Source organism: Dongia deserti, assembly GCF_003574735.1.
Taxonomy (GTDB): domain Bacteria; phylum Pseudomonadota; class Alphaproteobacteria; order Dongiales; family Dongiaceae; genus Dongia_A; species Dongia_A deserti.
Window position 1 is genome coordinate 16,100 of record NZ_QORW01000026.1, and the last position, 25,281, is coordinate 41,380.

The 25,281-nt window shown below is 64.1% G+C and carries 25 protein-coding genes; 6 read left to right on the forward strand and 19 right to left on the reverse strand.

What is annotated here, in order from left to right; all coding sequences use genetic code 11:
• Nucleotides 1-40: 40 nt before the first annotated feature.
• The gene (locus DTX69_RS27030) at nucleotides 41-430 is read right to left on the reverse strand and encodes a DUF2237 family protein (protein ID WP_119304706.1); all 390 of its coding nucleotides are present in this window, start codon (nucleotides 428-430) and stop codon (nucleotides 41-43) included.
• 149 nt (nucleotides 431-579) lie between these two features.
• Here DTX69_RS27030 and DTX69_RS27035 point away from each other — a divergent pair, with 149 nt between their 5' ends.
• Nucleotides 580-2,154 carry a glycosyltransferase family A protein gene (locus tag DTX69_RS27035; RefSeq protein WP_119304707.1) on the forward strand — a complete coding sequence of 525 codons (1,575 nt, stop codon included), beginning with the start codon at nucleotides 580-582 and terminating at the stop codon, nucleotides 2,152-2,154.
• On the opposite strand, the gene DTX69_RS27040 is transcribed toward DTX69_RS27035, so the two are convergent.
• The 5 genes from DTX69_RS27040 to DTX69_RS27060 form a co-directional block, all read right to left on the reverse strand.
• On the reverse strand, nucleotides 2,151-2,483 hold the full coding sequence (locus DTX69_RS27040) for a DUF962 domain-containing protein (protein ID WP_119304708.1): 333 nt from the start codon (nucleotides 2,481-2,483) through the stop codon (nucleotides 2,151-2,153). The genes DTX69_RS27035 and DTX69_RS27040 overlap by 4 nt on opposite strands.
• Nucleotides 2,484-2,485: 2 nt before the next feature.
• Nucleotides 2,486-4,195 carry a dihydroxy-acid dehydratase gene (gene ilvD / locus DTX69_RS27045; RefSeq protein ID WP_119304709.1) on the reverse strand — a complete coding sequence of 570 codons (1,710 nt, stop codon included), beginning with the start codon at nucleotides 4,193-4,195 and terminating at the stop codon, nucleotides 2,486-2,488.
• Nucleotides 4,196-4,302: 107 nt separating this feature from the next.
• Nucleotides 4,303-5,211 carry a heparin lyase I family protein gene (locus tag DTX69_RS27050; protein ID WP_162917602.1) on the reverse strand — a complete coding sequence of 303 codons (909 nt, stop codon included), beginning with the start codon at nucleotides 5,209-5,211 and terminating at the stop codon, nucleotides 4,303-4,305.
• A gap of 127 nt (nucleotides 5,212-5,338) precedes the next feature.
• Nucleotides 5,339-5,857, reverse strand: coding sequence for a 2-oxo-4-hydroxy-4-carboxy-5-ureidoimidazoline decarboxylase (gene uraD, locus DTX69_RS27055; protein WP_284736103.1), 519 nt, complete (start codon nucleotides 5,855-5,857; stop codon nucleotides 5,339-5,341).
• Nucleotides 5,854-7,053: a urate hydroxylase PuuD gene (locus tag DTX69_RS27060; protein WP_119304712.1), complete on the reverse strand. Its 1,200-nt coding sequence runs from the start codon at nucleotides 7,051-7,053 to the stop codon at nucleotides 5,854-5,856. The genes uraD and DTX69_RS27060 overlap by 4 nt, the downstream gene beginning before the upstream one ends.
• Nucleotides 7,054-7,170: 117 nt before the next feature.
• Here DTX69_RS27060 and DTX69_RS27065 point away from each other — a divergent pair, with 117 nt between their 5' ends.
• The 3 genes from DTX69_RS27065 to DTX69_RS27075 all read left to right on the forward strand — a co-directional run bounded on the left by DTX69_RS27065 (nucleotide 7,171) and on the right by DTX69_RS27075 (nucleotide 10,154).
• The gene (locus tag DTX69_RS27065; protein WP_119304759.1) at nucleotides 7,171-8,097 is read left to right on the forward strand and encodes a LysR family transcriptional regulator; all 927 of its coding nucleotides are present in this window, start codon (nucleotides 7,171-7,173) and stop codon (nucleotides 8,095-8,097) included.
• Between the two features lie 51 nt (nucleotides 8,098-8,148).
• The gene (locus DTX69_RS27070) at nucleotides 8,149-8,646 is read left to right on the forward strand and encodes a hypothetical protein (RefSeq protein ID WP_119304713.1); all 498 of its coding nucleotides are present in this window, start codon (nucleotides 8,149-8,151) and stop codon (nucleotides 8,644-8,646) included.
• 272 nt (nucleotides 8,647-8,918) lie between these two features.
• Nucleotides 8,919-10,154, forward strand: coding sequence for a S41 family peptidase (locus tag DTX69_RS27075; RefSeq protein WP_162917603.1), 1,236 nt, complete (start codon nucleotides 8,919-8,921; stop codon nucleotides 10,152-10,154).
• Here the strand turns inward: DTX69_RS27075 and DTX69_RS27080 are convergent.
• The 9 genes from DTX69_RS27080 to uraH all read right to left on the reverse strand — a co-directional run bounded on the left by DTX69_RS27080 (nucleotide 10,151) and on the right by uraH (nucleotide 21,224).
• Nucleotides 10,151-11,146, reverse strand: a complete 996-nt coding sequence (locus DTX69_RS27080; protein ID WP_119304715.1) for an adenosine deaminase — start codon at nucleotides 11,144-11,146, stop codon at nucleotides 10,151-10,153. The two genes, DTX69_RS27075 and DTX69_RS27080, sit on opposite strands and share 4 nt — an antisense overlap.
• Nucleotides 11,147-11,295: 149 nt before the next feature.
• Entirely contained in the window at nucleotides 11,296-12,381 is a 1,086-nt protein-coding gene (locus DTX69_RS27085) for a BMP family ABC transporter substrate-binding protein (protein WP_119304716.1), read from the reverse strand.
• Between the two features lie 82 nt (nucleotides 12,382-12,463).
• Nucleotides 12,464-13,372: an ABC transporter permease gene (locus tag DTX69_RS27090; protein ID WP_119304717.1), complete on the reverse strand. Its 909-nt coding sequence runs from the start codon at nucleotides 13,370-13,372 to the stop codon at nucleotides 12,464-12,466.
• A complete protein-coding gene (locus DTX69_RS27095; RefSeq protein ID WP_119304760.1) occupies nucleotides 13,372-14,451 on the reverse strand; it encodes an ABC transporter permease in 1,080 nt (359 codons plus the stop codon). Before DTX69_RS27095 ends, DTX69_RS27090 begins: the two co-directional genes overlap by 1 nt.
• Nucleotides 14,435-16,009, reverse strand: coding sequence for an ABC transporter ATP-binding protein (locus tag DTX69_RS27100; RefSeq protein WP_119304718.1), 1,575 nt, complete (start codon nucleotides 16,007-16,009; stop codon nucleotides 14,435-14,437). Before DTX69_RS27100 ends, DTX69_RS27095 begins: the two co-directional genes overlap by 17 nt.
• 47 nt (nucleotides 16,010-16,056) lie before the next feature.
• The gene (gene xdhC / locus DTX69_RS27105; RefSeq protein WP_119304719.1) at nucleotides 16,057-17,046 is read right to left on the reverse strand and encodes a xanthine dehydrogenase accessory protein XdhC; all 990 of its coding nucleotides are present in this window, start codon (nucleotides 17,044-17,046) and stop codon (nucleotides 16,057-16,059) included.
• The gene (gene xdhB / locus DTX69_RS27110; protein WP_119304720.1) at nucleotides 17,043-19,391 is read right to left on the reverse strand and encodes a xanthine dehydrogenase molybdopterin binding subunit; all 2,349 of its coding nucleotides are present in this window, start codon (nucleotides 19,389-19,391) and stop codon (nucleotides 17,043-17,045) included. Before xdhB ends, xdhC begins: the two co-directional genes overlap by 4 nt.
• A complete protein-coding gene (gene xdhA / locus DTX69_RS27115; RefSeq protein ID WP_119304721.1) occupies nucleotides 19,378-20,862 on the reverse strand; it encodes a xanthine dehydrogenase small subunit in 1,485 nt (494 codons plus the stop codon). The genes xdhB and xdhA overlap by 14 nt, the downstream gene beginning before the upstream one ends.
• Nucleotides 20,862-21,224 (reverse strand): hydroxyisourate hydrolase, encoded by a 363-nt coding sequence (uraH, locus tag DTX69_RS27120; protein ID WP_119304722.1) that lies wholly within the window; start codon nucleotides 21,222-21,224, stop codon nucleotides 20,862-20,864. Before uraH ends, xdhA begins: the two co-directional genes overlap by 1 nt.
• Nucleotides 21,225-21,537: 313 nt before the next feature.
• Here uraH and DTX69_RS27125 point away from each other — a divergent pair, with 313 nt between their 5' ends.
• Nucleotides 21,538-21,996 carry a GNAT family N-acetyltransferase gene (locus tag DTX69_RS27125; protein WP_284736104.1) on the forward strand — a complete coding sequence of 153 codons (459 nt, stop codon included), beginning with the start codon at nucleotides 21,538-21,540 and terminating at the stop codon, nucleotides 21,994-21,996.
• Between the two features lie 15 nt (nucleotides 21,997-22,011).
• Here DTX69_RS27125 and DTX69_RS27130 read toward each other — a convergent pair whose 3' ends face one another.
• From DTX69_RS27130 to gcvA, 3 genes are all read right to left on the reverse strand, one after another.
• Nucleotides 22,012-22,479: a YcgJ family protein gene (locus tag DTX69_RS27130; RefSeq protein WP_119304724.1), complete on the reverse strand. Its 468-nt coding sequence runs from the start codon at nucleotides 22,477-22,479 to the stop codon at nucleotides 22,012-22,014.
• 153 nt (nucleotides 22,480-22,632) lie between these two features.
• Nucleotides 22,633-23,319, reverse strand: coding sequence for a YcgJ family protein (locus DTX69_RS27135; RefSeq protein ID WP_119304725.1), 687 nt, complete (start codon nucleotides 23,317-23,319; stop codon nucleotides 22,633-22,635).
• Between the two features lie 79 nt (nucleotides 23,320-23,398).
• Nucleotides 23,399-24,328 carry a transcriptional regulator GcvA gene (gcvA, locus tag DTX69_RS27140; RefSeq protein ID WP_119304726.1) on the reverse strand — a complete coding sequence of 310 codons (930 nt, stop codon included), beginning with the start codon at nucleotides 24,326-24,328 and terminating at the stop codon, nucleotides 23,399-23,401.
• 125 nt (nucleotides 24,329-24,453) lie between these two features.
• On the opposite strand from gcvA, the gene DTX69_RS27145 reads away from it, so the two are divergent.
• Nucleotides 24,454-24,669 (forward strand): hypothetical protein, encoded by a 216-nt coding sequence (locus DTX69_RS27145; RefSeq protein ID WP_119304727.1) that lies wholly within the window; start codon nucleotides 24,454-24,456, stop codon nucleotides 24,667-24,669.
• 17 nt (nucleotides 24,670-24,686) lie between these two features.
• Here the strand turns inward: DTX69_RS27145 and DTX69_RS27150 are convergent, their stop codons facing one another.
• Nucleotides 24,687-25,214 (reverse strand): winged helix-turn-helix transcriptional regulator, encoded by a 528-nt coding sequence (locus DTX69_RS27150; RefSeq protein WP_119304728.1) that lies wholly within the window; start codon nucleotides 25,212-25,214, stop codon nucleotides 24,687-24,689.
• Between the last annotated feature and the right edge of the window lie 67 nt (nucleotides 25,215-25,281).

Below are 25,281 nucleotides of genomic sequence, written 5' to 3' on the forward strand. Positions count from 1 at the left end.
TTAATGGGGGCGTTGGGCTTGATCGCGCAGCGCTCTCGGCTCACGCCAGATCGAGTGCGTGGCGCTTGAGGTCCGCCAGGTCGACATGCTCGAGCGCCAACCGGTGGGTAGCGCCGAGAACGACGCGCGGTGCGGCACCAGCCTCCAGCGCTTGTTGCCAGCGGTCGGCGCATAGACACCATCGGTCGCCTGGCTTCAAGCCGGGAAAACCCAACTCAGGCCGGGGCGTCGACAGATCATTGCCAACGCGTTTGGAGAACTCGAGAAACGCCGTGGTCATCTCCGCGCAGACGACGTGGCGTCCGCGATCGTCCACACCGGTCGAGCAGCATCCGTCGCGATAAAAGCCGGTGACCGGATCGATCGAGCACGGCGCCAGCCGATCGCCGAACACGTTCACATCATCTTCGAGGTTGTCATTTGCTTGCATGCGAGGAGCCTCCGCTCTCTACAACATCAATCACAACGTCCCGCTTCTTAAGATTGCAGCAGCCGGCGACCTGATCTTTCGATGGACAGCAAACGGCACTTCAGGCATCTAGGTTGCTCTCTCCGCGGCGAGAGGGCCACGACTCATCCATGAACGACGCAAGCCCCTCAACCAATCCCGTTCTGGTCAAGGCCCTGCGCATTTTATCGGAGTTGGCTGCTCCGGGCAGCCCGGTTTTCGCCGAATGGTCCAGCACCTTCGCAGCCGAGCTGGCTTCGTTCCTCCCGCCGCCGCCTGAGGCGCCGACCGACCTTATCGCGACGGAAGGCGTCGGCCCGGGCGCGGTATGGCACGCCGAGCAGCTCGCGACCTTGTGCCAGCCACGCCCCACCGACGAGTCGCCCCCCGAGCGGGCGCGGCGGGTCTACCATGCCAAGATGCTGGGCCATTGCCTCGCCCCTGATCGGGTGGAGTTCCGGCCCCTCGTGACCATCCTCATCCCGGTGTTCAATCGCGCGAGGCCGCTGGTCGAAGCGGTGGAAAGCTGCCTGTCTCAGACCTGGCGGCCGATCGAGGTTCTGGTGATCGACGACGGCTCGACCGACGATCCGGCGGCTGCACTTGCGCGCTTCGGCTCCGACGTGCGGCTCTGCCGCCGCGCTCATGGCGGTGTCGCCGGCGCCCGCAACCTGGGCCTCAAGGAAGCGACCGGCGACTTCGTTCATTTCCTGGACAGTGACGATCTGCTGCTGCCGAGCGCGGTCGAGCGCAAGCTGGAAGCATTTCGCATCTGCGCAGATTCCGACCTCTGCTACAGCCAGTCGCAATGGATCGACATGCGCGTCTCGCCGCCCGCGGAGATGAAAGAGCGGTTCCGCACGATCGATCATCCGATCCGATCGATGATCGTCGGGTTTCCCTTTCTCCTGCAGACCGTGATGATCCCGCGCTGGCGCCTGCTCGCAGCGGCATCGTTTGAAGAGGACCTGCGGCGCTCCTCAGACTTCCGCTATTGGCAGCATCTCGGCCTCGCCGGCGTGAAGGTGATCGGCAACCGCACGCTTGGCACGCGGCTCAGGCGCTTTCATGACAGCTTGCATATGACGCCTGAGCCGAAGGATGACAGCCATGCCGTGGCACTGCTGCGCGGACTGCGCGATCTTGCCCGTCATCCGCACGCGTGGCGCCATGGCGCGGATTATCTCAACATCCTTGACGCCGAGCGCGCGCGATACTGGCTTGCTTCGGCGCGTTCGGAACGCGTGCGCAGTGCGGCAACAGAGGCCGCCGAGGCGCTGAAAGAGGCCGCTCAAGGCATCCCTTCCGCGCTGCCGATGTTTGCCGCCATGCGCGCCCATCGAAGCCGTCTGCAAGGTCACGGCGGATGGCCGGATGGCGCTCCTGATTCGATCTATCGCCTGCTGACGGATACGATCGATCGCTGTTGCACTATGGCTCGCCGCTTCGACGATCGGGATATGGCATTCTGGTCGCCCGGATCCGAGGCCTCGGTGATGGAAAAATCTTTGGCGCGCTTCTTCACCGCCATCGAAACATATTGCGAACCACGAAGGCGTGCGCGTCTGGCCGGCGCGTTGCTGAGTCAATGCCCGCGCATTCCGGGAGCGCGCCTCGTGCGGCGCGCGGCCTTCAGGCAGCGCCTGTTCGGCACCGCGATCGCAACGCGCATGGTGGGTGGCCGGATGACGCGAAAGGAAGCCTAACGGAGGCCGGCTCGTTTCAACTCGCCATCAAGCCGCCCGCAGATCCAAAAACCGAACATCCTGAAGTCGCTGACCAGGGACCAGAGCGGGTAGCGGAAGGTCGCGGGCCTGTTGTGCTCGACAAAGAAATGCGCGATCCACGCAGGTCCATAGCCCGCGATCGGCGCGACGATCAACCAGCCCCAACCCTGCCCCGCCAGGAACAGGGCTAGCGAAACCAGCACCAGTGCCGTGCCGAGGAAATGCCAGGCGCGGGTCTCGGGCCTGGCATGTTCGCGCAGATAGAACAGCCAGAACTCCGCGTAGCTGCGGATGCGGCTCTCTTCCATCGCTATTCCGCCACCTTCTGCCGCACCGCTCCCGGATGCGTCACAGCCCCATAACGCGCCGAGGAGACCGTTTCGCCATAGCGCCAGATTGCACCGGATCGATACTGCGCCAGGCGGGGCTTCCAGCCGGCCCTGCGCTTCGCCAGTTCCTGATCGGACAATTCGACCGTGATCGAGCCATTGTCGGCATCGATCTCGATGACGTCACCGTTACTAACCAACGCGATTGGGCCGCCGACCGCCGCTTCCGGCGAGACGTGGCCGATGCAGAAGCCGCGTGTGGCGCCCGAGAAGCGCCCGTCGGTGATCAGCGCCACTTTCTGTCCCATGCCCTGGCCATAGATTGCCGCGGTGAGCACCAGCATTTCGCGCATGCCGGGCCCACCCTTCGGCCCTTCGTAGCGGATCACGAACACGTCCCCTGCCTTGTAGGCGCGATCGTTCACCGCCGCGAATGCGTCTTCCTCACGGTCGAAGCACAGGGCCGTACCGCGGAAGCTGGTGTTGGTCATGCCTGCGACCTTCACCACCGCCCCGTCCGGCGCAAGGTTGCCTTTCAGCACCAGAACGCCGCCGGTCGGCGCCAGCGGATTGCTGGCGGGACGGATCACGTCTTGGTCGGTGCGGAACGTCACGCTTTCCAGGTTCTCCGCCATCGTCCTGCCCGTGACCGTCATGGCGTCACCATGCAGATGGCCGCCCTCGAGCAACGTCTTCAGCACCTGCTGCACGCCGCCGGCGCGATGCATGTCGCTCGCCACGTATCGGCCGCCCGGCTTCAGGTCGGCGATGTAGGGCGTGCGCTTCAGGACCGCTTCGATGTCGAACACGTCGAAATCGATGCCGGCCTCGTTGGCAATCGCGGGCAGATGCAGCAGGCCATTGGTCGAGCCGCCCGTTGCGGCCACGACTGCCGCCGCGTTCTCCAGCGCCTTGCGCGTGACGATGTCGCGCGGCCGCAGATTGTCCCTGAACAGCCGCATGACCGCTTCGCCGGATTGGAAGGCAAAGGCCTCTCGCTCGGCGATCACCGCGGGCGGTGAGGATGAGCCGGGTAATGCCAGGCCGATCGCCTCGGACACGCAGGCCATCGTGTTGGCGGTGAATTGCCCGCCGCAGGCGCCAGCCGATGGACACGCGATCTTTTCGAGCGCGGTGAGCTCGGCAAGGTCGATCTGGCCAGACTGGTACTTGCCGACCGCCTCGTAGACGTCCTGCACGGTCACGTCCTTGCCCTTGAAATTGCCGGGCAGGATGGAGCCGCCATACATGAAAACGGACGGCACGTTGAGCCGCAGCATCGCCATCATCATCGCCGGCAGCGTCTTGTCGCATCCGGCGATCGCCACCAGCGCGTCATAGCAATGGCCGCGCACCGACAGCTCGACCGAATCCGCGATGGTCTCGCGGCTGACCAGCGAGGATTTCATCCCCGAATGGCCCATCGCAATGCCATCGGTCACGGTGATGGTGACGAACTCGCGGGGTGTTCCGCCCGCCGCGCTGACGCCACGCTTGGCGACCTCGGCATGGCCCTTGAGCGCTGTGTTGCAGGGCGCGGATTCATTCCAGCTCGACACCACGCCGACGAACGGCTTGGCGATGTCCTGCTCGGTCAAGCCCATGGCGTAGTAGAAGGCGCGGTGCGGCGCACGCTCCGGCCCCGCTTTCACGTGGCGGCTGCTGAGATCGTCATTCGGCTGCTGGCTCATGAACCATTCCTCCCAATGCTAGCCACGATACGCCCGGCCATGGGCAGGTCAATATGCGCACCAGTGCAGGAATGGCAGACGGCCTCTGCAATTTCTTGAAGGTCGGATCAACGGCTGGAGCTCTCGACCGATTTCCGCGTTGCACCACGGCGGAACCGGTCGAAGGCGATACTCCAGGGCTCATCCTGCCGGTCGCGGTAGATGCCGTATTTGAAATAAGTGCAGCCCACCAGGCCGCTATAGCCGAAAGGCTCCGCGCGGTCGACGATGCCGCTGTCATCCTCAACGCCATAGAGGCCATCGGCAAAGGGCTGTCCGTCGAGCCAGCCTTCGACGAAGCCGCTATCTCCGGGGCTCGCACGCCCCTGTGGCATCACCTTCACGTGCAGCAGCACCTCGTGCCAGCGATCGAGGAACGGATCGCGATGGCGCATGAGCTGTCCCACCGAGATCTTGCGCGCCTGGTCCCCGGAGACTGCGAGCTGCAACCCCATTACGTCCCCAACATTGTCTTCGATCAGGCGCAGGGAGACGGTGGGATTACTGTGCGCATTCGCCGGCAGGCCGAATGGCCGCGGGCCGAGCGGGCAGGTCTCTGGATGCTGCTTCAACTGCGCGATCACCAAGCGCTGGCCGGCGAACCGCCCTTTCATGGCAGCAGGCACCATGAAACGAAAGCCGTACCAGACCTCCGTTCCCAGCGGCAGACGCGCGGCATCCGGTTCGGCAAGCTCGGCTCGTTCCGTGCCCGCATCGTCCGGTTCGCAGCGGCCCACTGAACTTGAGTTGCTGGGATCGAGGGTCAGCAGCAGCGCCTGGCCGCTCGGGCTTTCGGACGTCGGGGTCGGGATGAATCTGGCAACGCCTTTGCAAAAATAGGCGGTGTTGACGCTCTGGTCGAGCGTGCCCTCGAACTCGGCAGACAAGGTGAGGGCATCCGCCGGCACGACTTTGGTCGCGCCTGCGGCTTCGACCGGGCTTGGTGACTGAGCAGCCGTCGCCCCCGGCAGATACACGCCGATAAGCAGTATGAGCGCTGAGACTCGCGACCCTGGAGCCATCGATTCCAACAGGTTTCAACTGGTACATGGTCATTCTATCATGCCGGGTTCAAGCGGCGAACCCGCCGGCCGGTGCGTTCCGTCACAAGTCGCGCAGGCGCAAGAGTGCAATCTTATGCACTTCCGAGAGAGCGGTCCGGAACTCAACCTCCTCGGTATGGTGAATGCGCCGCTCAAAGGCTTCGAGGATCTCGCCGCGGCTTTTCCCTTTGACGGCCATGATGAAGGGGAAGGGAAATTTGGCCTTGTAGGCTTCGTTGAGCTCGGTGAAGCGCTGGAACTCGGCCGGCGTGCATTGGTCGAGCCCAGCGCTCGCCTGCTCAGCGGTGGATTCCGCCGTCAGCTCGCCGCGCATCGCCAGCCGCCCCGCCAGATCCGGATGCGCGCACAGCAACGCCAGCTGCCGCTTGCGCGGCGCCGCATCGACGATCGCGGCCAGTGTCCGATGCAATCCTTCCACCGTGTCGTGTTCCTGCTTCAGGCCTGCTGCCCAGGCTGCTTCGGCGATCCATGGCGAATGCTCGTAGACGCGGCCATAGAGCACCACGAACTGCGCGCGATCGAGGCTGCTCGGCGGCCCCCGGAATCTCTGCGCCGTCACTCGGCACCCGCCTTGTTGTCCGCCAGCCATTTCGCGATCATCAGCCGCTCCTCCGGCAGCATGCCGGTCTTGTTTCCGATCGGCATGGCCTTGGTCAGCACGACCATACGTTCGATCTGCGGTGCCATGCGCCGGATCTGGTCGGGCGTGTCGAAGGCGATGCCTTTGGGCGGCACCCTGTAGGCCGTGTCGGTCGGGTTCGCCGAATGGCAGGCCTGGCAGCGGTGCGCCACGATTGCCTGCACATCAGCAAACGTCACCGGGCCGATCGATTCGAGATCCGGCCCTGGCCTATAGCTGGCATAGGCGATGGCACCCATCCCCACCATTGCCGCATAGAACAGGACCGCCGTCACCGGCGAACCGGACGCGCCCGCGTTCTTCATGTTGGCATAGAGCCGGAGGAGGCCGCTGAACAGCAGGATTCCGACGACCAGCAGCCAGCTCTGCGCGTGCTCGAACATCATGGGGTAATGGTTGCTGATCATCATCAGCACGACGGGCAGCGTCAGGTAGTTGTTGTGCAGCGATCGCTGCTTGGCCTGCTTGCCGAGTATCGCGTCAGGAACCTGGCCACCCATCAGTGCCGCGACCACCTTCTTCTGGTTCGGGATGATGATGAAAAAGACGTTCGCGGCCATGATCGTGCCGAGGAACGCACCGATATGGACAAAGGCCGCGCGACCACTGAACACGTGCGCAAAGCCGTAGGACGCCACGCAGGCCAGCAAGAAAACCAGGAAGGCCAGCAGTCCCGTCCGCTCGCCGATCGGCGAGCGGCACAACAGGTCATAGATGATCCACCCGGCAATGAGGCTGCCGACGCTGATGCCGATCGCCGTCATCGGCGTCAGTTCCATCACCCGCGGGTCGATCAGCAGATCATTGGCGCCGAGATAATAGATCACCGCCAGCAGCAGGAAGCCGGTGATCCAGGTGAAGTAGGCCTCGTACTTGAACCAGTGCAGGTCCGCGGGCATCTCGGGCGGCGCCACCATGTATTTGGTCGCGCGGTAGAAGCCGCCGCCATGCACCATCCAGGTTGCGCCGGCCAGCCCATCTCCCATGCCCTGCTCCCGCCGCAAGCTGGCATCCAGCCAGATGAAGTGGAACGAGGTGCCGATCCACATGATGCCGACCATGACGTGCGCCCAGCGCAGGGCGAGGCTGATCCAGTCGGCAACGATCGGGTCCATGGCACCCCTCGAGGCAATCCCCTTAAAGGCTACCTCTTAATCTACCAAAGCTGGCCCTGGCCTCCGACGGCATTCCCTGGCATTGTAATGAAAATCATCTTCAAGGAATCGGTGACAATGCCCGATACCGAAGATCTGGCCATTTTCGTGCGGGTGGTGGAGTTGGGGAGCTTGTCGGCCGCCGGCCGCGACATGCGCCTGTCCGCGGCGGTGGTCAGCAATCGGATCGCCCGGTTGGAAAAGAGCGTCGGCACCCGCCTCCTCAACCGCACCACCCGTCATGTCAGCCTGACCGAGGACGGCTCGCGCTACTACGAGCATTGTGTCGTCATCCTGAACGAATTGGAGCAGGCGGAAAGCTCGCTGGACGCGATCACCGCGGAGCCGCGCGGCCCGATCAAAGTCACGGTGCCGACGGTGTTCGGCCGCCTACACATCGCGCCTCATATCCCCAAGTTCGTGGAACGCCACCCACAGATGCAGGTCCGCCTGCATATGACGGACATGCTGGTCGACCTGATCCAGGAGCGCATCGACCTCGCCATCCGCATCGCCGAACTCACGGATTCGACCGCGATCGTGCGCAAGCTGGCCAACAATCGCCGGCTGATCGTCGCCTCGCCCGACTACCTGAAGCGCCGCGGCACGCCGCAGGTGCCGGAGGACCTGCTCGATCACAATTGCCTGCTGCTGCGCTTCCCGGGCTCCAAGCAATATCGCTGGACCCTGCGCGGGCCCGATGGGCCCATGACGTTGCGCGTCTCCGGCAGCATGGACAGCAACAACGGCGAAGCCCTGCGCGACTGGTGCTTAGCCGGCCACGGCCTCGCCCTCAAGTCGCTGTGGGAGATCGTGGACGATCTGAACGAAGGCAGGCTGGTGCCGGTGCTGACCGACTACCCTCCCCCCAGCCACGGCATCTACGCGCTCTACCCGCACAGCCAGCACGCCCCGCCCCGCGTGCGCGTCTTCATCGACTTCCTGGCGGAGGTGTTCGGCAGCAAGCCCAGTTGGGAGAAGAAGCTGAAGATCAAGCTACCTTGAACGAGCCGAGGGGAAATCTGAACGCACGGTTTTCGCCGCGCCGCCGCACTGATGTTCCTGGTGATCGCCGCCTGTAGCTCGCCTAACCAGCAAGATGCCGCCTCTCGCGCGGTGCGAGCCGCTAGACCGCCTGCCGACTACACTCTAATCGGCTCCGCCGATACGAGCGATGGAAAGAATATCCAGATCGGGCTTAACACTAACCTCGTTGGCGTCAGCAAAGAGGACGAGCGGCTTTCCATTCACTTCGGCTTCCACTGTCCAAATGCTGTGCACGATGCGCGCCCAGCTGACTTCGGGTCTATCGGCGACGGCCTGAGCGTTAATACCCCAATTGTGTTCTCGCCGCCCGTGTCAGCCCTCGCCGAGGTTCAGAGCGCCGTCAACTTGGTGACAAAACGTAGTCCCGATCGCACGAATGTTGTTGGTGCTCTCTTTCGAAGCCCCGAGCACCGCTATATCTTGCTGGTCGAGTTCGACGGCGCCGCCGGCGAACGCGCTCTTTATTTCGACGTCACAAACTGGGCGATAGCAAGACTCGAATCGTGACGAGCGTTAGCTTGCCGCCATCAGCTCCGATAGCCACTGGGCGGCGATCCTAGCCTTCTTCGCCTCGACATACGTGAATCCGATCACCAGCCCAGGCGCATAGGAAGGAGCGTGCCAGGCTGTCGGACGACGAACGCACGATCCTTTTCGGCCAAGCCGCAAGAGCCTGAGCCAGCGGGCGGCAACACCGATCTAACGCGAAATTGACTGGGGTATCGTTCGCAAACGCGTGATCCTATATGATGGAAATCGCGCCGCTTGCGAGAGCACTCATGACCCCACATCGCATAACCCTGATCGCGTTGTTGTTGATCGGCCTCGCGGCGCCCGTCCGCGCGGAGGTGGAGCCGCACCGGAAGCCGGACATCGCCGTGTTCGACGAAGTGTGGCGGCTGGTCGATCGGCACTTCTACGATCCAGCATTCCGCGGCCAGGACTGGGATGCCTTGCGCGGCCGATATCGGCCGCTGGCCGCAGCGGCGCCGAACGCGGATGCGCAGGCCGAAATCATCGACGAGATGCTGGCGAAGCTCGCTGCCTCCCACACCGCGCGCTATCGGCAGGATGATCCGGCCTACTATCAACTGGTCGATATCTTCTCCGGTTCGCTGCGCCGGGAACTGCGCAGCCTCTTTCCCAACGGCGTGCGCTATCCCGGGATCGGCCTGTTCACCCGCCGGATCGGCGACAAGCTGTTCGTCTCCGGCATGATTGCCGGCTTGCCGGCCGAGGAAGCCGGAATCCTGGTCGGGGATGAGATCATCGACGCCGACGGAAAGCCCTTCGAGCCGGTTGAGTCCTTTGACGGCAAGGTCGGCCGGAGCGTCACGATGCGTGTGCGGCGTACGAGCGGTGGGCCAGTCGTGCCGATCACGATGAGGCCGCAATGGATCGAACCCGACAAGGCATTCCTCGATGCCATGACCGACGGCGCGCGCATTATCGAAAGCGGCGGCAGGAAGATCGGCTATGTCCGCATCTGGTCTTACGCCGGCGAGCGTTACCAGGGCAGGCTCGAGCAGCTGCTTTCCACTGGCAAGCTCGCGGATGCTGACGCATTGATCTGGGATTTGCGCGATGGCTGGGGCGGCGCACAGCCCTACTATCTCGACATCTTCAGCAAGCTCGGCCCGACCATGACCTTGACCGACCGTGACGGCGATCAGGACATGGTCAACGTGAAGTGGCGCAAGCCGGTGGCACTGCTGATCAACGGCGGCAGCCGCAGCGGCAAGGAGGTGCTGGCCTACGGCTTCAAGAAATACGGCGTCGGCGAGGTGATCGGCACGCGCACTGCCGGCGCCCTGCTCGCCGGCCGCGCCTTCCTGCTGCCGGATGACAGTCTGCTGCTGCTGGCCGTCAGCGATGTTGCCGTCGACGGCGAGCGCCTGGAGCGCGTCGGTGTCTCCCCGACGATCGAGGTGCCCTTCCCGCTCGCATACGCTGCCGGCAAGGACCCGCAGGTCGACAAGGCGGTCGAGGTGCTGACGCGGCAGATCGGCGGTTAGTTAAGCGGCACCAGGACGTGCTGTTTCTCGACATCGGGCATGAATGATGCTGCGAAGCCGTTGCGCGCGATGGCGGTCAACTCGCCCGCCGACAGCGTCAGTGCCGCCGCGACGGCCGCGAAATTCTCGTTCATATAGCCGCCGAAATACGCCGGGTCGTCCGAGTTGATCGTGACGTTCAGCCCCGCGTCCATCAAGCGGCGCAAGGGATGCTGCTTCATGTCCCTGACCACGCAAAGCCGCAGGTTGGAAAGCGGGCAAACTGTCAGCGCCAATCCATCCTTGGCGAGCCGCTTGACCAGCACCGGATCCTCCAGCGAGCGGTTGCCATGATCGATGCGGTCGACCCCCAGCACGTCGATCGCTTCCCAGACGTATTCCGGCGGCCCCTCCTCGCCCGCATGGGCGACCAGCAGGAACCCTTCGTCGCGTGCGCGGCGGAACACGCGTTTGAACTTGGAGGGCGGATGGCCGACTTCCGATGAATCGAGACCGACGCCGATGATCTTCTCTTTGTGCTTCAGCGCTTGGTCCAAGGTGCGTTCGGCATCCGCTTCATCGAGGTGGCGCAGGAAGCACATGATCATGCGCGAATGCAGGCCGAGCTGCGCCTCCGCATCCGCCTGCGCGCGGGTCAGACCGGCAAGGACAGTCTCGAACGCAACGCCGCGCGCGGTGTGGCCCTGCGGATCGAAGAAGAACTCGACGTAGCGGACAGTCTGGCTCGCGGCCTTTCGGAAATAGGCCATCGCGAGATCGTAGAAGTCTGCCTCTTTCAGCAGCACCGACATGCCCTGGTAATAGAGGTCGAGGAAGTCCTGCAGATTGGTGAACGCATAGGCGCGCCGCAGCGTCTCCACATCGGGATAGGCGAGCCGCACATTGTTGCGCTTGGCGAGCGCGAACAGCAGCTCCGGTTCCAGGCTGCCTTCGATATGGATATGCAGCTCCGCCTTCGGCAATTGCGCAATGACCGCGTCGATATCTGACATCAATCAAACCCATAAATACAAATCCCCTCCCCCGAAACGGGGGAGGGTTAGGGAGGGGCAAGCCAGAGCACACTTGGATCGAATCTTCGCTCGCTTCCCCCACCCCAGCCCTCCCCCAGCTTGGGGGAGGGGGAAACTACGCGCCGATGTTAACTCGGAATCTGCCCGTCGATGCCTTCGGCCAGCCAGTTCATGCTGGCGATCGCGCCGTCATCGAGTTCGGTCCCGGCCGGCACCTTTTCCGCGCCACTCTGGTCCTTGATCGGGCCTTTGAAGATCACGATCTTGCCTTCCCTGATGCCCTCTTCGGCGGCCTTGCCAGCCTTTGCGACATCGTCCGGCATATTCGCGTAGGGCGCCATCACCAGCATGCCGGAATCGAAGCCGCCCCAGACATCCTGGCTTTTCCAGGTGCCGGCGATCACGTCCTTGGCGCGCTGGATGTAGTACGGATTCCAGAAGTCGACTGAGGCGGTCAACTGCGCCTTTGGGGCCAGCGCGCTCATGTCGCTGGCCTGGCCGAAGCCAAGGACGCCGCGCTGCTGCGCCACCTGCAGCGGCGCGCCCGAATCGGTGTGCTGCGCGATGATGTCCGCACCCTGGTCGATCAGCGCCTTGGCGGAATCGCCTTCCTTGCCCGGATCGTACCAGGCGTTCACCCACACGATCTTCATGCGCGCCTTCGGATTGACCGTGCGCATGCCGATGATGAAGGCGTTCATGCCCATCACGACCTCCGGGATCGGCACTGAGCCGATATAGCCGACGATGCCCGATTTCGAGAGACGGCCGGCGATGACGCCCTGCACATAGCGTCCTTCATAGAAGCGGATGTTGTAGGTGCTGACGTTCTCGGCGCGCTTGTAGCCGGTGCAATGCTCGAACTTCACGTCGGGGAAGCGCTGTGCCACCTTGATCGTCGGGTTCATGTAGCCGAACGAGGTCGTGAAGATGAGCTTGTTGCCCTTGCTCGCCAGCTCGGCGATCACGCGCTCGGAATCCGGCCCCTCTTTCACGCTCTCGACGAAGGTGGTCTTCACTTGGTTGCCGAGCTCTGCCTCCACCGCCTTGCGGCCGACATCGTGCGCATGTGTCCAGCCGAAATCCTCCACTGGGCCTACATAGACGAAGCCGATCCCGAGCGGGTCGGCCGCCGCCGCTCGCCCGATGATCATCGGCGCGGTGCCGGCCAACAATCCGGCGCCGAGCAGCGTGTTGAATGTCCTGCGTTTCATGGTTCTGCCTCCTTGTTCCCCGTGTTCGTTGACCTAGTTGTCGCAAAGTTTCCAGGCCCCTGCCAAGAAAATCTCCGTTATCTCACCCCGCCGCGTGGAACGGCCGCCCCAGGCAGGCCGGTGCGTTCAGCCGGATCCTCGCCCGGTCGCGTGAGATCACCACCAGCACGACGATGGTCGCCAGGTAAGGCAACGCCGAAACCAGCTGCGACGGCACGACCAGCGGATAGCCGAACAGATTGATCGCGCCCGCCGCCTGGATCGCGAGCGAGCCGTACATGATCCCGCCGAATAGATACGCCCCGACCAGCAGCCAGATCGGCCGCCAGGTCGCGAACACGACCAGCGCCACCGCGATCCAGCCGCGCCCAGCCGTCATGTTCTCGGCCCAACTCGTCGCGTAGGCGAGCGACATGTAGGCGCCGGCCAGGCCGCACATCGCCCCGCCGAACAGGGTCGCGAGATAGCGGATCAGGATCACCGGGTAGCCGATCGCATGCGCCGCATCGTGTGAGTCACCGATAGCCCGCAGCACCAGCCCGCGATGGCTGCGCCGCAGGAACCAGGCGACGACGAACAGCGTCACCAACGCCAGATAGACCAGCGCATCCTGGCCGAACAGAACCCTGGGCAGCGCTTCTACCGCGGTGCCGACATAGGAAGCACCCACCAAGGCACTGAGTCCCGTGCCGAAGATGGTGAGCGCAAGTCCCGTCGCCACCTGGTTGGCGAGAAACGTCAGCGTGAGGATTGCGAAGATCAACGACATCGCCATGCCCGCGAGCAAGGCCGCCAGCACGCCGAGTAGGGAACTGCCCGTGTGAACGGTGGTGGCGAAGCCCACGATCGCGCCGACCAGCATCATGCCTTCAACGCCGAGATTGAGCACGCCAGATTTCTCTGTCACCAGCTCGCCCGTCGCCGCCAGGAGCAACGGCGTCGACGCGGTCATGACGCTGAGCACGAAACTGACGATGATCACCTGGTCCATCAAGCGCCTCCCGCCGCAGCGGGCTTCGGCCCGCGCAGCCGATAGAGGATCAGCACATCGCAGGCCAGGAGGAAGAACAGTAGGATGCCCTGGAAGATGCCTGTCACGGCGTTCGGCATGCGGAGATCGATCTGCGCTGCTTCGCCACCGAGATAGGAGAGCGCCAGGATGAGCCCGCCGAAAATGACCCCGATCGGATGCAACCGCCCCAGGAACGCAACGATGATCGCGGTGAAGCCGTAGCCCGGAGAGATCGACGGCGTTAGCTGCCCGACCGGCCCTGCAACCTCGAACATGCCAGCGAGGCCGGCGAGGCCGCCGCCGACCATCAACGACAACCAGATCAGCCTGCTCTGGCTGAAGCCCGCGAAGCGCGCTGCGCGCGGGGCCTGCCCCAGCACGCGCAGCTGAAACCCGATGACCGAGCGCGTCAGTACGATCCAGCCGATGATCGCAACCAGGAACGCCGCCAGCACGCCGAGATGCACGCGCGTGCCCTCGACCAGCATGGGTGGCGTCGCGTTGGAAGAGAACAAGGCGGTCTGCGGGAAGCCGTATCCCTCCGGATCGCGCCACGGGCCGGTGACGAGATAGATCAGGAGCAGCTGCGCGACATAGGTCAGCATCAGGCTGGTCAGAATCTCGTTGGCGTTCCAGCGCGTGCGCAGATAGGCCGGAATGGCAGCCCACGCCATGCCGCCGAGGATGCCCAGCACCATCATCGCCGGCATCAGCAGGATGGCGGGCGCGTCCGGATAGCTGAGCGCCAGCCCGGCCGCAAAAATGGCGCCCAGTGTGTATTGCCCTTCCGCGCCGATGTTCCACACGTTTGCGCGGAAGCCGAGCGACAGGCCGACGCCGATCAGGATCAAGGGCGCAGCCTTCACGAACAACTCCGGCAGCCCCGTCGTGCTGGTCAGCGGCGAAATCAGGTACACGTAGAGGGATTGCAGCGGGTCCTTGCCCAGGACGGAAAAGATGATCGCCGCCGTGACGACGGTCAGCGCCAGCGCCAAGAGCGGCGACGCATAGGTCCAGAGGCGCGAATGCTCGCCGCGTGGCTCAAGCCGAAGCAACATCGCGCCCTCCGGACGTACCATGCATGCCGCCCATCAAGAGTCCGATCTGCTCCACCGATGCCTCGCCGATCGGGATCGCCTGGGACAGCTTGCCCTCCGCGATCACCGCGATGCGATCGGCCAAGGCGAAGATCTCGTCCAGATCCTGCGAGATCACGACCACCGCCGTCCCGCTATCGGCAAGGTCCATCAGCGCCTGGTGGATCGCGGCCGCCGCGCCCGCATCGACGCCCCAGGTCGGCTGCGAGACGACCAGCACGCTCGGGCTCTGCTTCACTTCGCGGCCGACGAGGAATTTCTGCAGGTTGCCGCCTGAGAGCGAGCGCGCTTCTGCCGACGGGCCGGTCGTGCGTACATCGAAGCTCTTGATGACGTCATCCGCAAAGCCCGCCGTCTTGCCGGAATCAATCAGGCCGTTGCGCGCGAGCGCGCGGCGGATGTGACCGGAAAGAAAGGCATTTTCGCTGAGGGACATGCCGCTCACCGCGCCATGGCCATTGCGCTCCTCCGGCACGAAACAGCCGCCAAGCGCGCGCCGCTCGCGTGGACCGAGCTTTCCCGCGTGCGTGCCGTCGATCACGATCGCATTCGGGCTTGCGGCCAGCATCTCGCCGGACAAGGCCGCCATCAGTTCCGCCTGGCCGTTGCCCGCAATGCCGCCGATGCCGAGGATCTCTCCGCCTTTGACCGCAAGGCTGACGTTCTTGAGATCGGTGCCGAACTGCTGCTCGGACTTGAGGTTGAGAGTCTTCACCTCGAGGCGCGGCCCCCCATTGGCTTCGCCGCGTGCCTGATGGCTGGCGGCCTTCAGCGCGGTGCCGATCATCATCTCCGCCAAGCGTTTGGCGGTCTCCTGGCGCGGGTCGCAATGCGCCACCACCTTGCCCAGCCGCATGATCGTCGCGCGCTCGCACAAGGCGCGGATCTCTTCCAGCTTGTGGCTGATGTAGAGGATGGCGCAGCCTTCTTTCGCCAGCCGCCGTAGCGTCTCGAACAGGCGCTCCACTTCCTGCGGCGTCAGGACCGAGGTCGGCTCGTCCATGATCAGCAGCTTCGGCTTCTGCAGCAGGCAGCGCACGATCTCGATTCGCTGGCGCTCGCCGACCGAGAGGTCGTGCACCGCCTTGTCGGGATCGAGATGCAATCCGTACGATCTGGAGATTTCCGCGATGCGCGTGCGCAGGCCCTTGCGGTCCGCGGCGTCGGTCAGGCCGAGCGCGATGTTCTCCGCAACCGTCAGCGTCTCGAACAAGGAGAAGTGCTGGAATACCATGCCGATGCCGAGGCGACGTGCATGGTTGGGGTTCTGCACCACGATTGGCTCGCCCTGCCAGCGGATCTCGCCGGCGTCGGGCTTCAGCACGCCATAGATGATCTTGACCAGCGTGCTCTTGCCGGCGCCGTTCTCGCCGAGCAGGGCATGGATCTCGCCGGGCAGGACAGTCAGATCGACACGGTCGTTGGCGAGACAGCCCGGAAACTGCTTCACGATGCCGGTGAGCGACAGGAGCGGGACTGTCGTCCCGGTCGCCTTGGTGGTTTCCGCCTGCCCTGTCATGTCCCCCTCTGCTTATGTTGCAGTTTTAGCGGGCGCCGTCATGGGTGTCATCCGGCCCCGCGCTTGCTCCCTGTGGATTGTTCGTGCGCCGAATCGGCCTGCTCCGCCGCCGACAAAGTCAACAGCTGCGCCGCCGTCGCGACTGCTATCGCCATAGGCTGCTTGCCCGGAATTTGGGCAAGACCGATCGGGCAGACCAACCGCTCCAGGACCGCCGACGCGTGGCCACGATCCTTGAGGCTGCGCAGGAACCGCGCCTTCTTGGTCGCGCTGCCGATCAGGCCCAGGAACGCGAAGTCCTCACGCCGCAGAACCCGATCGCAAACATCGAGATCCAGCTGGTGGGAATGCGTGAGGACCAGGAAGACTGTCGATGGCGGCGCGTCGTCGACCTTGTCCGCCAAGCGCGGCGCGACGATGTGGCTCACACCCGCCGGAATTTCCGCCGGGAATCCATCGAACCGGCTGTCCAGCCACGTCACTTCGAACGGCAGCTCCGCCAGGACCTTGGCCAGCGCGCGCCCGACATGGCCGGCACCGAACACCCACACTGGTCGAAAAGCGCGGCGGACGGCTTCGATCACTTGCCAGCCCTTGCCGCCTTCCGCGATCCGGGCGCCATCCTCCAGCTGCTCCGCCTCGGCCCATTGTTTGGCGCCGTCGCCCGACGTCAGGAGGAGCCGCGTATCGGCGTTGGACAACTGCGTCTGCCACTGGGTCAGCCAGCGGCGGTCCGTCTTGGCGAGCGGTTCGAGCAGCAGCCGCACCGCGCCGCCGCAACATTGGCCGAGGTCGGGCCCAAGCGAGTAGCGCATCAGATCGGGACGCGTCGCCTTGTCTGCCATCATCCGCCGCGCGGCATCGATCGCCAGCAACTCCAGTTGCCCGCCGCCGACCGACCCTACGATGTCACGCTCCCGCACCAGCATCTTGGCACCGGATTCGCGCGGCGTGGATCCCTTGGCCTCCGCTACCGTAACCAGCACCGCCTTCTCATCGGCGGCGATGCACTCCAGTGCGGCGGAGAGCCAGTTCATTCCGCTGCCTCCATGCGCGCCTGTAGCTCCTCGATCGCGAACAGCACCCGCTCAGGTGTCGCCGGCGCATCGAGGCGCGGCAGGATGCGATAGTTCGCGATGCTGGCGATGGCATCGGAAATGGCGCGGAAGGCCGAGATCGCCAGCATCAGAGGCGGCTCGCCCACCGCCTTGGAGCGGTGGATCGTCTCCTCGCGGTTTGGATTGTTCTCCAGCAGCTGCATGCGGAAATCCGCCGGCCGATCGGAGCAGGTCGGGATCTTGTAAGTGCTGGGCGCATGGGTGCGCAGCCGGCCTTGCTCGTCGAACCACAATTCCTCGCTGGTCAACCAGCCCATGCCTTGGATGAATCCGCCTTCTACTTGCCCCAGGTCGATTGCCGGATTCAGCGACTTCCCGGCATCATGCAGGATGTCGACCCTGAGCAGCGTGTGCTCGCCGGTCAGCGTATCGATCATCACCTCGCTGACCGCAGCGCCATAGGCGAAATAGAGGAATGGCCGGCCGCTTGCCGTCTCGCGGTCATAATGGATCTTGGGCGTGCGATAGTAGCCGGTGGCCGAGAGTGACACGCGGCCCATATAGGCCTGCTTCACCAGGTCCCTGAACGGTACTTCCTGATTGCCGATACGCACGCGGTTGGGCAGGAACGCGATATCCTCCGCCGTCACCTTGTATTTCTCGGCGGCGAATTCGGTCAGGCGCTGCTTGATCTTGCGCGCGGCCGCCTGCGCCGCCATGCCGTTCATGTCCGAGCCGGACGAGGCCGCGGTCGCCGAGGTGTTCGGCACCTTCCCCGTATTGGTCGGCGTGATCTTTACCTGGTCGAGATCAATCTGGAACTCCTCCGCCACTACCTGCGCGACCTTGATGAATAGCCCTTGCCCCATCTCGGTACCGCCGTGATTCAGGTGCACACTGCCGTCGGTGTAGACATGCACCAGCGCGCCGGCTTGGTTCAGGTGCGTGGTGGTGAAGGAGATGCCGAATTTCACCGGCGTGAGTGCAATGCCCTTCTTGAGATACGCATTCTGCCGGTTCCATTGCGTAATCTCTTGCCGGCGCCGGCGATATGCGCTGCTTTCCTCAATCTGCGTGATCAATTCCGGCAGGATGTTGTCCTCGACCTGCATGTGATAGGGCGTGACGTTCCGTGGTGCATCGCCATAGAGGTTGATCCGCCGCACATCCAAGGGATCGAGCCCGCGCTCGCGGGCGATGGCGTCCATCACCTCCTCGATGCCCAGCATGCCCTGCGGCCCACCGAACCCGCGGAAGGCGGTATTCGATACCGTGTTGGTCTTGCAGCGTCGGGAGCGGATCTGCACGGCCTCGAAGAAATAGCCGTTGTCGGCATGAAACATCGCGCGATCCGCGATCGCGCCGGAGAGATCCGCCGAATAGCCGCAGCGCGCGGCGTGATCGAAACTGATGCCGAGGATGCGGCCCTGGTCGTCGTAGCCGACCTCGTAGTCGATGCGGAAATCGTGACGCTTGCCGGTCGCTATCATGTCGTCGTCACGGTCCAACCGGCACTTCACCGGCCGCTTCAGCTTGACCGCGGCCAGCGCTGCGATCGCGGCCCATTGCGAGCCCTGCGTTTCCTTGCCGCCGAAGCCGCCGCCCATGCGCCGGCATTCGACCGTCACGGCGTTGTTCGGGCGGCCCAGCACGTGGGCGACATTGTGCTGCACTTCGCTCGGATGTTGGGTCGAGCAATGGACAAGCACATCGCCGTCTTCCATAGGGACGGCCAGCGACGCCTGGCCTTCCAGATAGAAATGCTCCTGGCCGCCAAGGCGGAACTGGCCCTTCATACGATGCGGCGCGTGCGTGATGGCGGACACCGGATCGCCGCGCTTCATCACATGTTCCGGCAGCACGAAGGATTGCGTGCGCAGGGCATCGTCGACGGTCAGAAGTGCCGGCAGTTCTTCGTACTCGATCTTCGCCAGCCTGGTGGCGCGTCGTGCGGCTTCGTGGCTCTCCGCGATCACGGCGAACAACACTTGGCCGTGGAACTCGACCTCCTCCGTCGCGAACAGCGGATCGTCACCTGCGCCGATCGGTGAGACGTCGTTCGTGCCGGGGATATCAGCCGCGGTGAGGACGAGCACGACACCCGGCGCCGCGCGCACATTCGAGAGGTCTATGTTCTTGATCCGCGCACGCGCGCGCGCCGAGAGGCCCGGCGCCGCATGCAGCGTGCCGGCCGGCTCCGGAATGTCGTCGACATAGATTGCAGCGCCGGTCGCATGCTTGGCCGCGCTGTCATGAGCGAGGGTGTTGTGCACGCCGCCGCGAATGGTCGTCGGCTCTGCGGTGGCTGCGCTATGCAAGTTCATGCGCCGCCCTCCGCTCCACCACGATCCGCGTTCGCGCCGCAGGTTCCGTCGTCTCGATAAAGAACTTGCGCAGCAGGTTCTGCGCTACCTGCAGCCGATATCGGGCGCTTGCCCGCATGTCTGTGATCGGCGCGTAATCCTCCGACATGACCCAGCACGCGGCCTCGACGTTCTCCCGGATCCATTCCTTGCCCTTGAGCGCCGCTTCGACCTGCCGCGCGCGCCTCGGCACCGGCGCCATCCCACCGAAGCAGATACGAATGTCTTCGACTTCCTTGTCCGCAAGCGTCAGCGCGAACGCTCCAAGCGAGGCAGTGATATCCTGATCGAAGCGCTTCGAGATCTTGTAGCAGCGCAGGATGCGCTTCGGCTCGGCGACCGGCACCTTCACGGCAACGACGAACTCATCGGGCTGGCGGTCCTGCTTGCCATAGTCCAGGAAGAAATCCTCCAGCGCCAGCTCGCGAAGGCGATCGCCGCGCCGCAGCACCAGGCGGCTGCCGAGCGCGATCAGCGGCGGCGGCGAATCACCGATCGGCGAGCCGTTGGCGATATTGCCGCCGATGGTGCCGGCGTTCCGGATCTGCTCCGAGCCCAGGCGCCGCAGGATGTCGGCCATATCCGGATAGTGCGCCTCGACGGTCGCCATCGCGTCGGTGTAGGTGATGGCCGCGCCGATCTCGATCCAGCGGTCGTCGACCGTGATCCTGTTCAACTCCGCCACCTCGCCGATCCAAATGATCGGCCCCAGCTGGCGCAGCTGCTTGGTCACCCACAGGCCAACATCGGTCCCACCGGCCAAGATCGTCGCGCTTGGATGATCCGTCAGCAGCTGTGCCAGCTGCTCCACGGAACGCGGCGCAAAATAGCTGTGTCCGTTCGCCTCCAGGTGGGGCATGGCGCCGTCATCCAGCGCCTTGAGCGCAGCGATGGTCTGCGGCGCGCGGTGTGCGAAGCGGTCCGGCTGTCCGGCCGCCTTCATCGCTTTGGCGGCGGCGGCAATCGGCCCGTAGCCGGTGCAGCGGCAGAGATTGCCGGCGAGCGCATCGTCGATCCGGTTGCGGTTCGGTGTGCCGGCCTCCTGGTAGAGCGCAAATAGCGACATCACGAAGCCGGGAGTGCAGAAGCCGCATTGCGATCCATGGCAATCGACCAGCGCCTGCTGGCAGGGATGCAGCATGCCGTCGGAGCCAGCCAGATCCTCCACGGTCAGCAATTGCTTCCCGTCCAGCGCGCCGACGAACTGGATACAGGAATTGACCGCGCGGTAGCGCAGCCGGTCGCCCTCCGGCTCCGCCAGCACCACGGTGCACGCGCCGCAATCACCTTCGCCGCAGCCTTCCTTGGTGCCGACGCGCCGCTCCACCCGGCGCAGATAGGTGAGGACGGTCGTGTTGGGATCGATGGCGGAAAGCTCGCGTCGCTCATCGCCCAACAGGAACCGCACCGGCCGGGTCTGATCCTTCTTCATCAGCTTCCCCGGTACGTGGAGTAGGCGTAGGGCGAGAGCAAGAGAGGCACGTGGTAATGCTGCTTGGGCACGGCGATGCCGAAGCGGATGGTCACATGGTCCAGGAATTTCGGCTCAGCCATCCCTTGACTTTGACCGGTCCGCTCGAAATAGGCGCCGGCTTCGAACACCAGCTCGTAGATGCCGACCGTGAACGCGGCGCCTTCCAGCAGCGGCCGGTCGCACCGGCCGTCGTCGTTGGTCGTATAGCCGCCCAGCTTCTCGCGCCCGCCGGATGGCTTGACCCGATACAGCGTGACCGCGATTCCAGCGCCCGGTCGCCCGAGGGCGGTATCCAAGACGTGCGTCGTGAGCCGTCCCATCCGTCCCCTGCCTCCTCGAAAATCGGCAGTTCCCGCAGGTCCAAAGCTCGCCAGCGCGCCTCCTGCAGATGCAAAAACCATAACGCGATTCTGCGGCGTCGTGACGCGGGATTATTCAGAAACGGCATCAAAACACTATAAAGCAGGCTTTGAAGACGGGCATCCAACCCAAACAAAGTAACCAAAGACTATGCTGCACACCAAATAGCTTATGCGGCAATTCTCCAGTCTGGTCGCAGGCGCGCAACGCTGCCTATGGATGGCCCAGCCCGTCATTGCTAGGGTCCGGCGCAGCCCACCAAAAGGATAGATGATGAGCGCCCTGGCATTCCGGACCGCAACCGCAAGCGACCTTCCCACCATAATCGCCATGATCGCCGACGACCAGCTCGGGCAGGCGCGGGACGATGCCAGCCTGCCGCTGGATCAGCGCTATCTCGAGGCCTTCGTCGCGATCGAGCGCGACCCCAACCAGCGGCTGGTGGTGGCGGAGCAGGATGGGGCGGTGATCGGCTGCATGCAGATCACCTTTATCCCCGGCATCTCCCGGCGCGGCGCTTGGCGCGGTCAGATCGAGTCGGTCCGGGTCGCGCGGTCCAAACGTGGCGGCGGCATCGGGGCCGCCATGTTCGAATGGGCAATCGCCGAATGCCGCCGGCATGGCTGCAGCCTCGTCCAGCTCTATACCGACAAGAGCCGGAAGGACGCCCACCGCTTCTATGAGCGCCTGGGCTTCAAGGCCAGCCATGAAGGCATGAAGCTGTCACTATAGGTGCTGGCAGGGGTCCTAATCCCTTCGCCAGTGCCCATGCGGCTGCTGGTTCGGACCATACCAGCCGGAGTGCGCGCCGCTGTTCCCCCACCAAGGCTGGTAGCCGTAACCATGATTGGCCCGGCGCTGAGTGGAGCAGCGGCTGGTTCGCCGGTCGCACACGACGCCGCGCGTCGGGGAGAACAGAAAGACCTGGTCGCCGTATTTCTTGTAAGCGCGGTTAGCCTCGCGCTCGCCCAGGTACCGCATCGTCGCATGATAGCTGATGCCGTAGCGGTCGTAGCAGATGTCGCGGGCCCGGTCGCAGGCGACGCCGCTTGCAGCCGGATGGCGGTGCTTGCCCTTGGTCCCGAAATACGCTTGCTGACCGAACGCGCCACTGGGGTAGCGCACATGATGGTCGTATGAGCCCGCATAGCTGCTGTTGACGCCAGCAGACAGCACCAGGGCAGCAATCGCAATGGCCCAGGGTCGGAGGAACATGTCGTACTCCCTTCTTGCTTGAACGCCTCGCTCAAGCAACGAAGGGCGATGTGTTTCCCCTGTGCATGGCCGTGCTGCAGTCACTCGATCGTGACCGGCGGACGCCGGGCGCTCACGAAATCGCGAGCGCTCCACGGTGATGCTGCCTCGCCGTCACCGGTTGCCAGGCTTTTCCCTCTTCGGCTGTCTCGGCAGGATGAGAAGCTGCCTGGGTTCATCCGACCGGTCTCTCGTTGAGGGGCGATCGAAACGATCCGCATCGTCATTGCCGACAAGGCGCTGTTGCCGTTCGCGAAGAGCAGGCAATAGGCGCTGCGTCGCGCCATCGTCGTCATCGTCCCGCAGCCTCGGACGCTGATTGCTGGTGCGCGGTTCGATCCGCGCAGCGCGGGACGGCTGATCATCGAAAACGCGCTCCGTCCAGCGACTGCTTGAGCAGGTCTTCGTACGGCGATCACAGGTAACGCCCGACCGTGGCGAAAACACGAATACGTCGTCGCCAAATTTCTTGTAGGACCGGTTGGCCGAGCGCTCGCCGAGATAGCTCATGGTTGCCGGATAGTTGAGCCCATGGCGGTCGTAGCAGACGTCGCGCACGCGATCGCAGGTCAACCCCCGCGCCGGGCTGAAGTAGCGGTCGTCATCATCATCGTCGAAACCGTAGAAATGGGAATGACCGAACCCGCCGTAATAAGGGCTGTCATAGTAATCGTAATAGGGGCCGCCGTAGGCCCCGCCGGGATAGTAGCCGTAGTCGTCGTAGTAGCCGCCATAGTCGTTGCTGGCACAGCCAGCCAACGCGAGGGTTGCAACCGCAAACGCGCAAAATCGCAGGAACATGGTGCCCTCGCCGATAGTCCAGACCGTTATGTAAACAATCGGCTTACGGTTCGTTGCCTGTTCCTTTGATCCGCCGCGATCACATGATCGCGAGGCGCGGTGCGGCAGTCTCCTTGGCAATGCGGTCCCTCGCCACTTCGGCCAATATCCAGTCTCGAAAGGCCTTGATCTTGGCTGATTTCTGGCGCTCCTCCGGATAGACTAGCCAATATTTCATATCGTAGTGCGAAACCACCGTGGGCAGGATCTGCACCAGCCGTCCGGCCGCGAGATCCGTGTCGAACAGGGCCGGCGTGACCAATGCCACGCCCTGCCCCGCCATCGCCGCGCTGCCGATCATCTGCTGCGTCTGCATCTGGACGATGGGACCTTTGAGTCGTGGCAGCTTTGAAACGCCGGCCTGAGCGAACCACCGCTGCCAGCATTCGTCAGTGCAGTCGAGCAGCGGCAGAGGCAACAGGTCCTCAGCGCGTTTGATGGGACCAGCGCGCTTCATAAACTCCGGACTGGCGACGGCCGTCAGTTCAACCGGGAACAACTGATGCGCTTTGACGCCCGGCCAATCACCTTTGCCGCTGCGGATGGCGACGTCGAACTCTTCCATCGCGAAATCGACAACACGATGCGACGCTTCCAGACGCACGGCGATGTTCGGATGCGCCATCTGGAAGGTGCCGAGCCGCGGCACCAGCCAGTTGGTGCAGAAGGTGTTGACCGCGCTGACCGACAGCACGCTCTCGTCGGTTTCGCGCAAGCTCGCGAAGGCTGCGTTCAACCGCTGGAACGCCTCCGCCACTGCGGGCGCCAAGCGCTTGCCGGCTTCGGACAGCACGACGCGGCGCGGCTGGCGCAAGAAGAGCGGCGTGCCAACGCGGTCCTCCAGCAGCTTCACCTGGTACGAGACGGCGGCCTGGGTCATGCCCAGCTCTTCCGCCGCCTTGGTGAAATTGCCGTGGCGGGCGGCGGCCTCGAAGGCGCGGATGGCGGACAAGGGCGGCAAACGCAGCATCGACGATCCATAAGGTGGCTTTATGCTCTTCCCCTGAGGATCGGTTTGAATGGCGGGAATGTCGAGGGCAAATTCCACATCCAGACATAAGCCATATTTGGCCTCAGGAAACAGACGGGTCGGCCATGAGACAAGCTCTTGAAATCCACGGACTTCCCCGGCGCGAACGGCTCGACGCCGGTTGGCTCGGCCGCCTACGCATCTGGCTATTCGGGGCGAACAAGGCCGATGATGCGATCCCGCTCGAGGCGCGCTCGCCCCACCTGCTGCGGGACATCGGGCTCGCGGAAGATGTGCGATCAAATCATCTGCTGCGGGAGCACAACTTCTTCCGGCGCTAGGGGGCGTCGCGCGACTATCAGGCGCGACGGGCACTCGATTTCTTGCGCTTTGCCACCACGGCCTCGTATGCCGCCTGCAAGCGTGCGGTGGCCGAAGGCGCCTCGGATTTCGATCGCTGGCGCGCAGGCGCCGTCAGGTGCGCTTCCCGCAGTTCGGACATGAACTCCTCCCACAAGGAGGGGCCACCCTCATCGAGGACCTGAGCCCGGATGCCGAGTTCCTCGCTCACCGGCAGATACTTGCGTCCCCACACCGCCATCTGGGCCAGAACCGGCAGCAGCTCGATCCCCTGTTCGGTCAGGCTATAGAGCGCCTTCTGCTTGTGGGTCGGGTCGTCCGCCTTGGTGAGCAGCCCTTGCTCGACCAGCCTCTTCAGCCGATCGGCCAGGATGTTGGAGGAAATGCCCTCCTCCGACCGCATCAATTCCCGGAAGTGCCGTTTGCGACCGAACATCATGTCGCGGAGGATCAGGAGGCTCCATTTATCGCCCAGCACTTCCAGCGTGAGATTGATCGGGCAGCCCGATCGGTGTTCATCGCCCATTCCGTCGCCCTCCAAAAAACCGCTTGCATAATCGCACCAGTCGTCCCAATATGCAACCGGTTGTAAA

Coding starts and splice junctions, on each gene's coding strand:
- DTX69_RS27030 (WP_119304706.1), bottom strand. CDS start 430: ATGCAAGCAAATGACAACCTCGAAGATGATGTGAACGTGTTCGGCGAT.
- DTX69_RS27035 (WP_119304707.1), top strand. CDS start 580: ATGAACGACGCAAGCCCCTCAACCAATCCCGTTCTGGTCAAGGCCCTG.
- DTX69_RS27040 (WP_119304708.1), bottom strand. CDS start 2,483: ATGGAAGAGAGCCGCATCCGCAGCTACGCGGAGTTCTGGCTGTTCTAT.
- ilvD (WP_119304709.1), bottom strand. CDS start 4,195: ATGAGCCAGCAGCCGAATGACGATCTCAGCAGCCGCCACGTGAAAGCG.
- DTX69_RS27060 (WP_119304712.1), bottom strand. CDS start 7,053: ATGGACCCGATCGTTGCCGACTGGATCAGCCTCGCCCTGCGCTGGGCG.
- DTX69_RS27065 (WP_119304759.1), top strand. CDS start 7,171: ATGCCCGATACCGAAGATCTGGCCATTTTCGTGCGGGTGGTGGAGTTG.
- DTX69_RS27070 (WP_119304713.1), top strand. CDS start 8,149: ATGTTCCTGGTGATCGCCGCCTGTAGCTCGCCTAACCAGCAAGATGCC.
- DTX69_RS27075 (WP_162917603.1), top strand. CDS start 8,919: ATGACCCCACATCGCATAACCCTGATCGCGTTGTTGTTGATCGGCCTC.
- DTX69_RS27080 (WP_119304715.1), bottom strand. CDS start 11,146: ATGTCAGATATCGACGCGGTCATTGCGCAATTGCCGAAGGCGGAGCTG.
- DTX69_RS27085 (WP_119304716.1), bottom strand. CDS start 12,381: ATGAAACGCAGGACATTCAACACGCTGCTCGGCGCCGGATTGTTGGCC.
- DTX69_RS27090 (WP_119304717.1), bottom strand. CDS start 13,372: ATGGACCAGGTGATCATCGTCAGTTTCGTGCTCAGCGTCATGACCGCG.
- DTX69_RS27095 (WP_119304760.1), bottom strand. CDS start 14,451: ATGTTGCTTCGGCTTGAGCCACGCGGCGAGCATTCGCGCCTCTGGACC.
- DTX69_RS27100 (WP_119304718.1), bottom strand. CDS start 16,009: ATGACAGGGCAGGCGGAAACCACCAAGGCGACCGGGACGACAGTCCCG.
- xdhC (WP_119304719.1), bottom strand. CDS start 17,046: ATGAACTGGCTCTCCGCCGCACTGGAGTGCATCGCCGCCGATGAGAAG.
- xdhB (WP_119304720.1), bottom strand. CDS start 19,391: ATGAACTTGCATAGCGCAGCCACCGCAGAGCCGACGACCATTCGCGGC.
- xdhA (WP_119304721.1), bottom strand. CDS start 20,862: ATGAAGAAGGATCAGACCCGGCCGGTGCGGTTCCTGTTGGGCGATGAG.
- uraH (WP_119304722.1), bottom strand. CDS start 21,224: ATGGGACGGCTCACGACGCACGTCTTGGATACCGCCCTCGGGCGACCG.
- DTX69_RS27125 (WP_284736104.1), top strand. CDS start 21,538: ATGAGCGCCCTGGCATTCCGGACCGCAACCGCAAGCGACCTTCCCACC.
- DTX69_RS27130 (WP_119304724.1), bottom strand. CDS start 22,479: ATGTTCCTCCGACCCTGGGCCATTGCGATTGCTGCCCTGGTGCTGTCT.
- DTX69_RS27135 (WP_119304725.1), bottom strand. CDS start 23,319: ATGTTCCTGCGATTTTGCGCGTTTGCGGTTGCAACCCTCGCGTTGGCT.
- gcvA (WP_119304726.1), bottom strand. CDS start 24,328: ATGCTGCGTTTGCCGCCCTTGTCCGCCATCCGCGCCTTCGAGGCCGCC.
- DTX69_RS27145 (WP_119304727.1), top strand. CDS start 24,454: ATGAGACAAGCTCTTGAAATCCACGGACTTCCCCGGCGCGAACGGCTC.
- DTX69_RS27150 (WP_119304728.1), bottom strand. CDS start 25,214: ATGGGCGATGAACACCGATCGGGCTGCCCGATCAATCTCACGCTGGAA.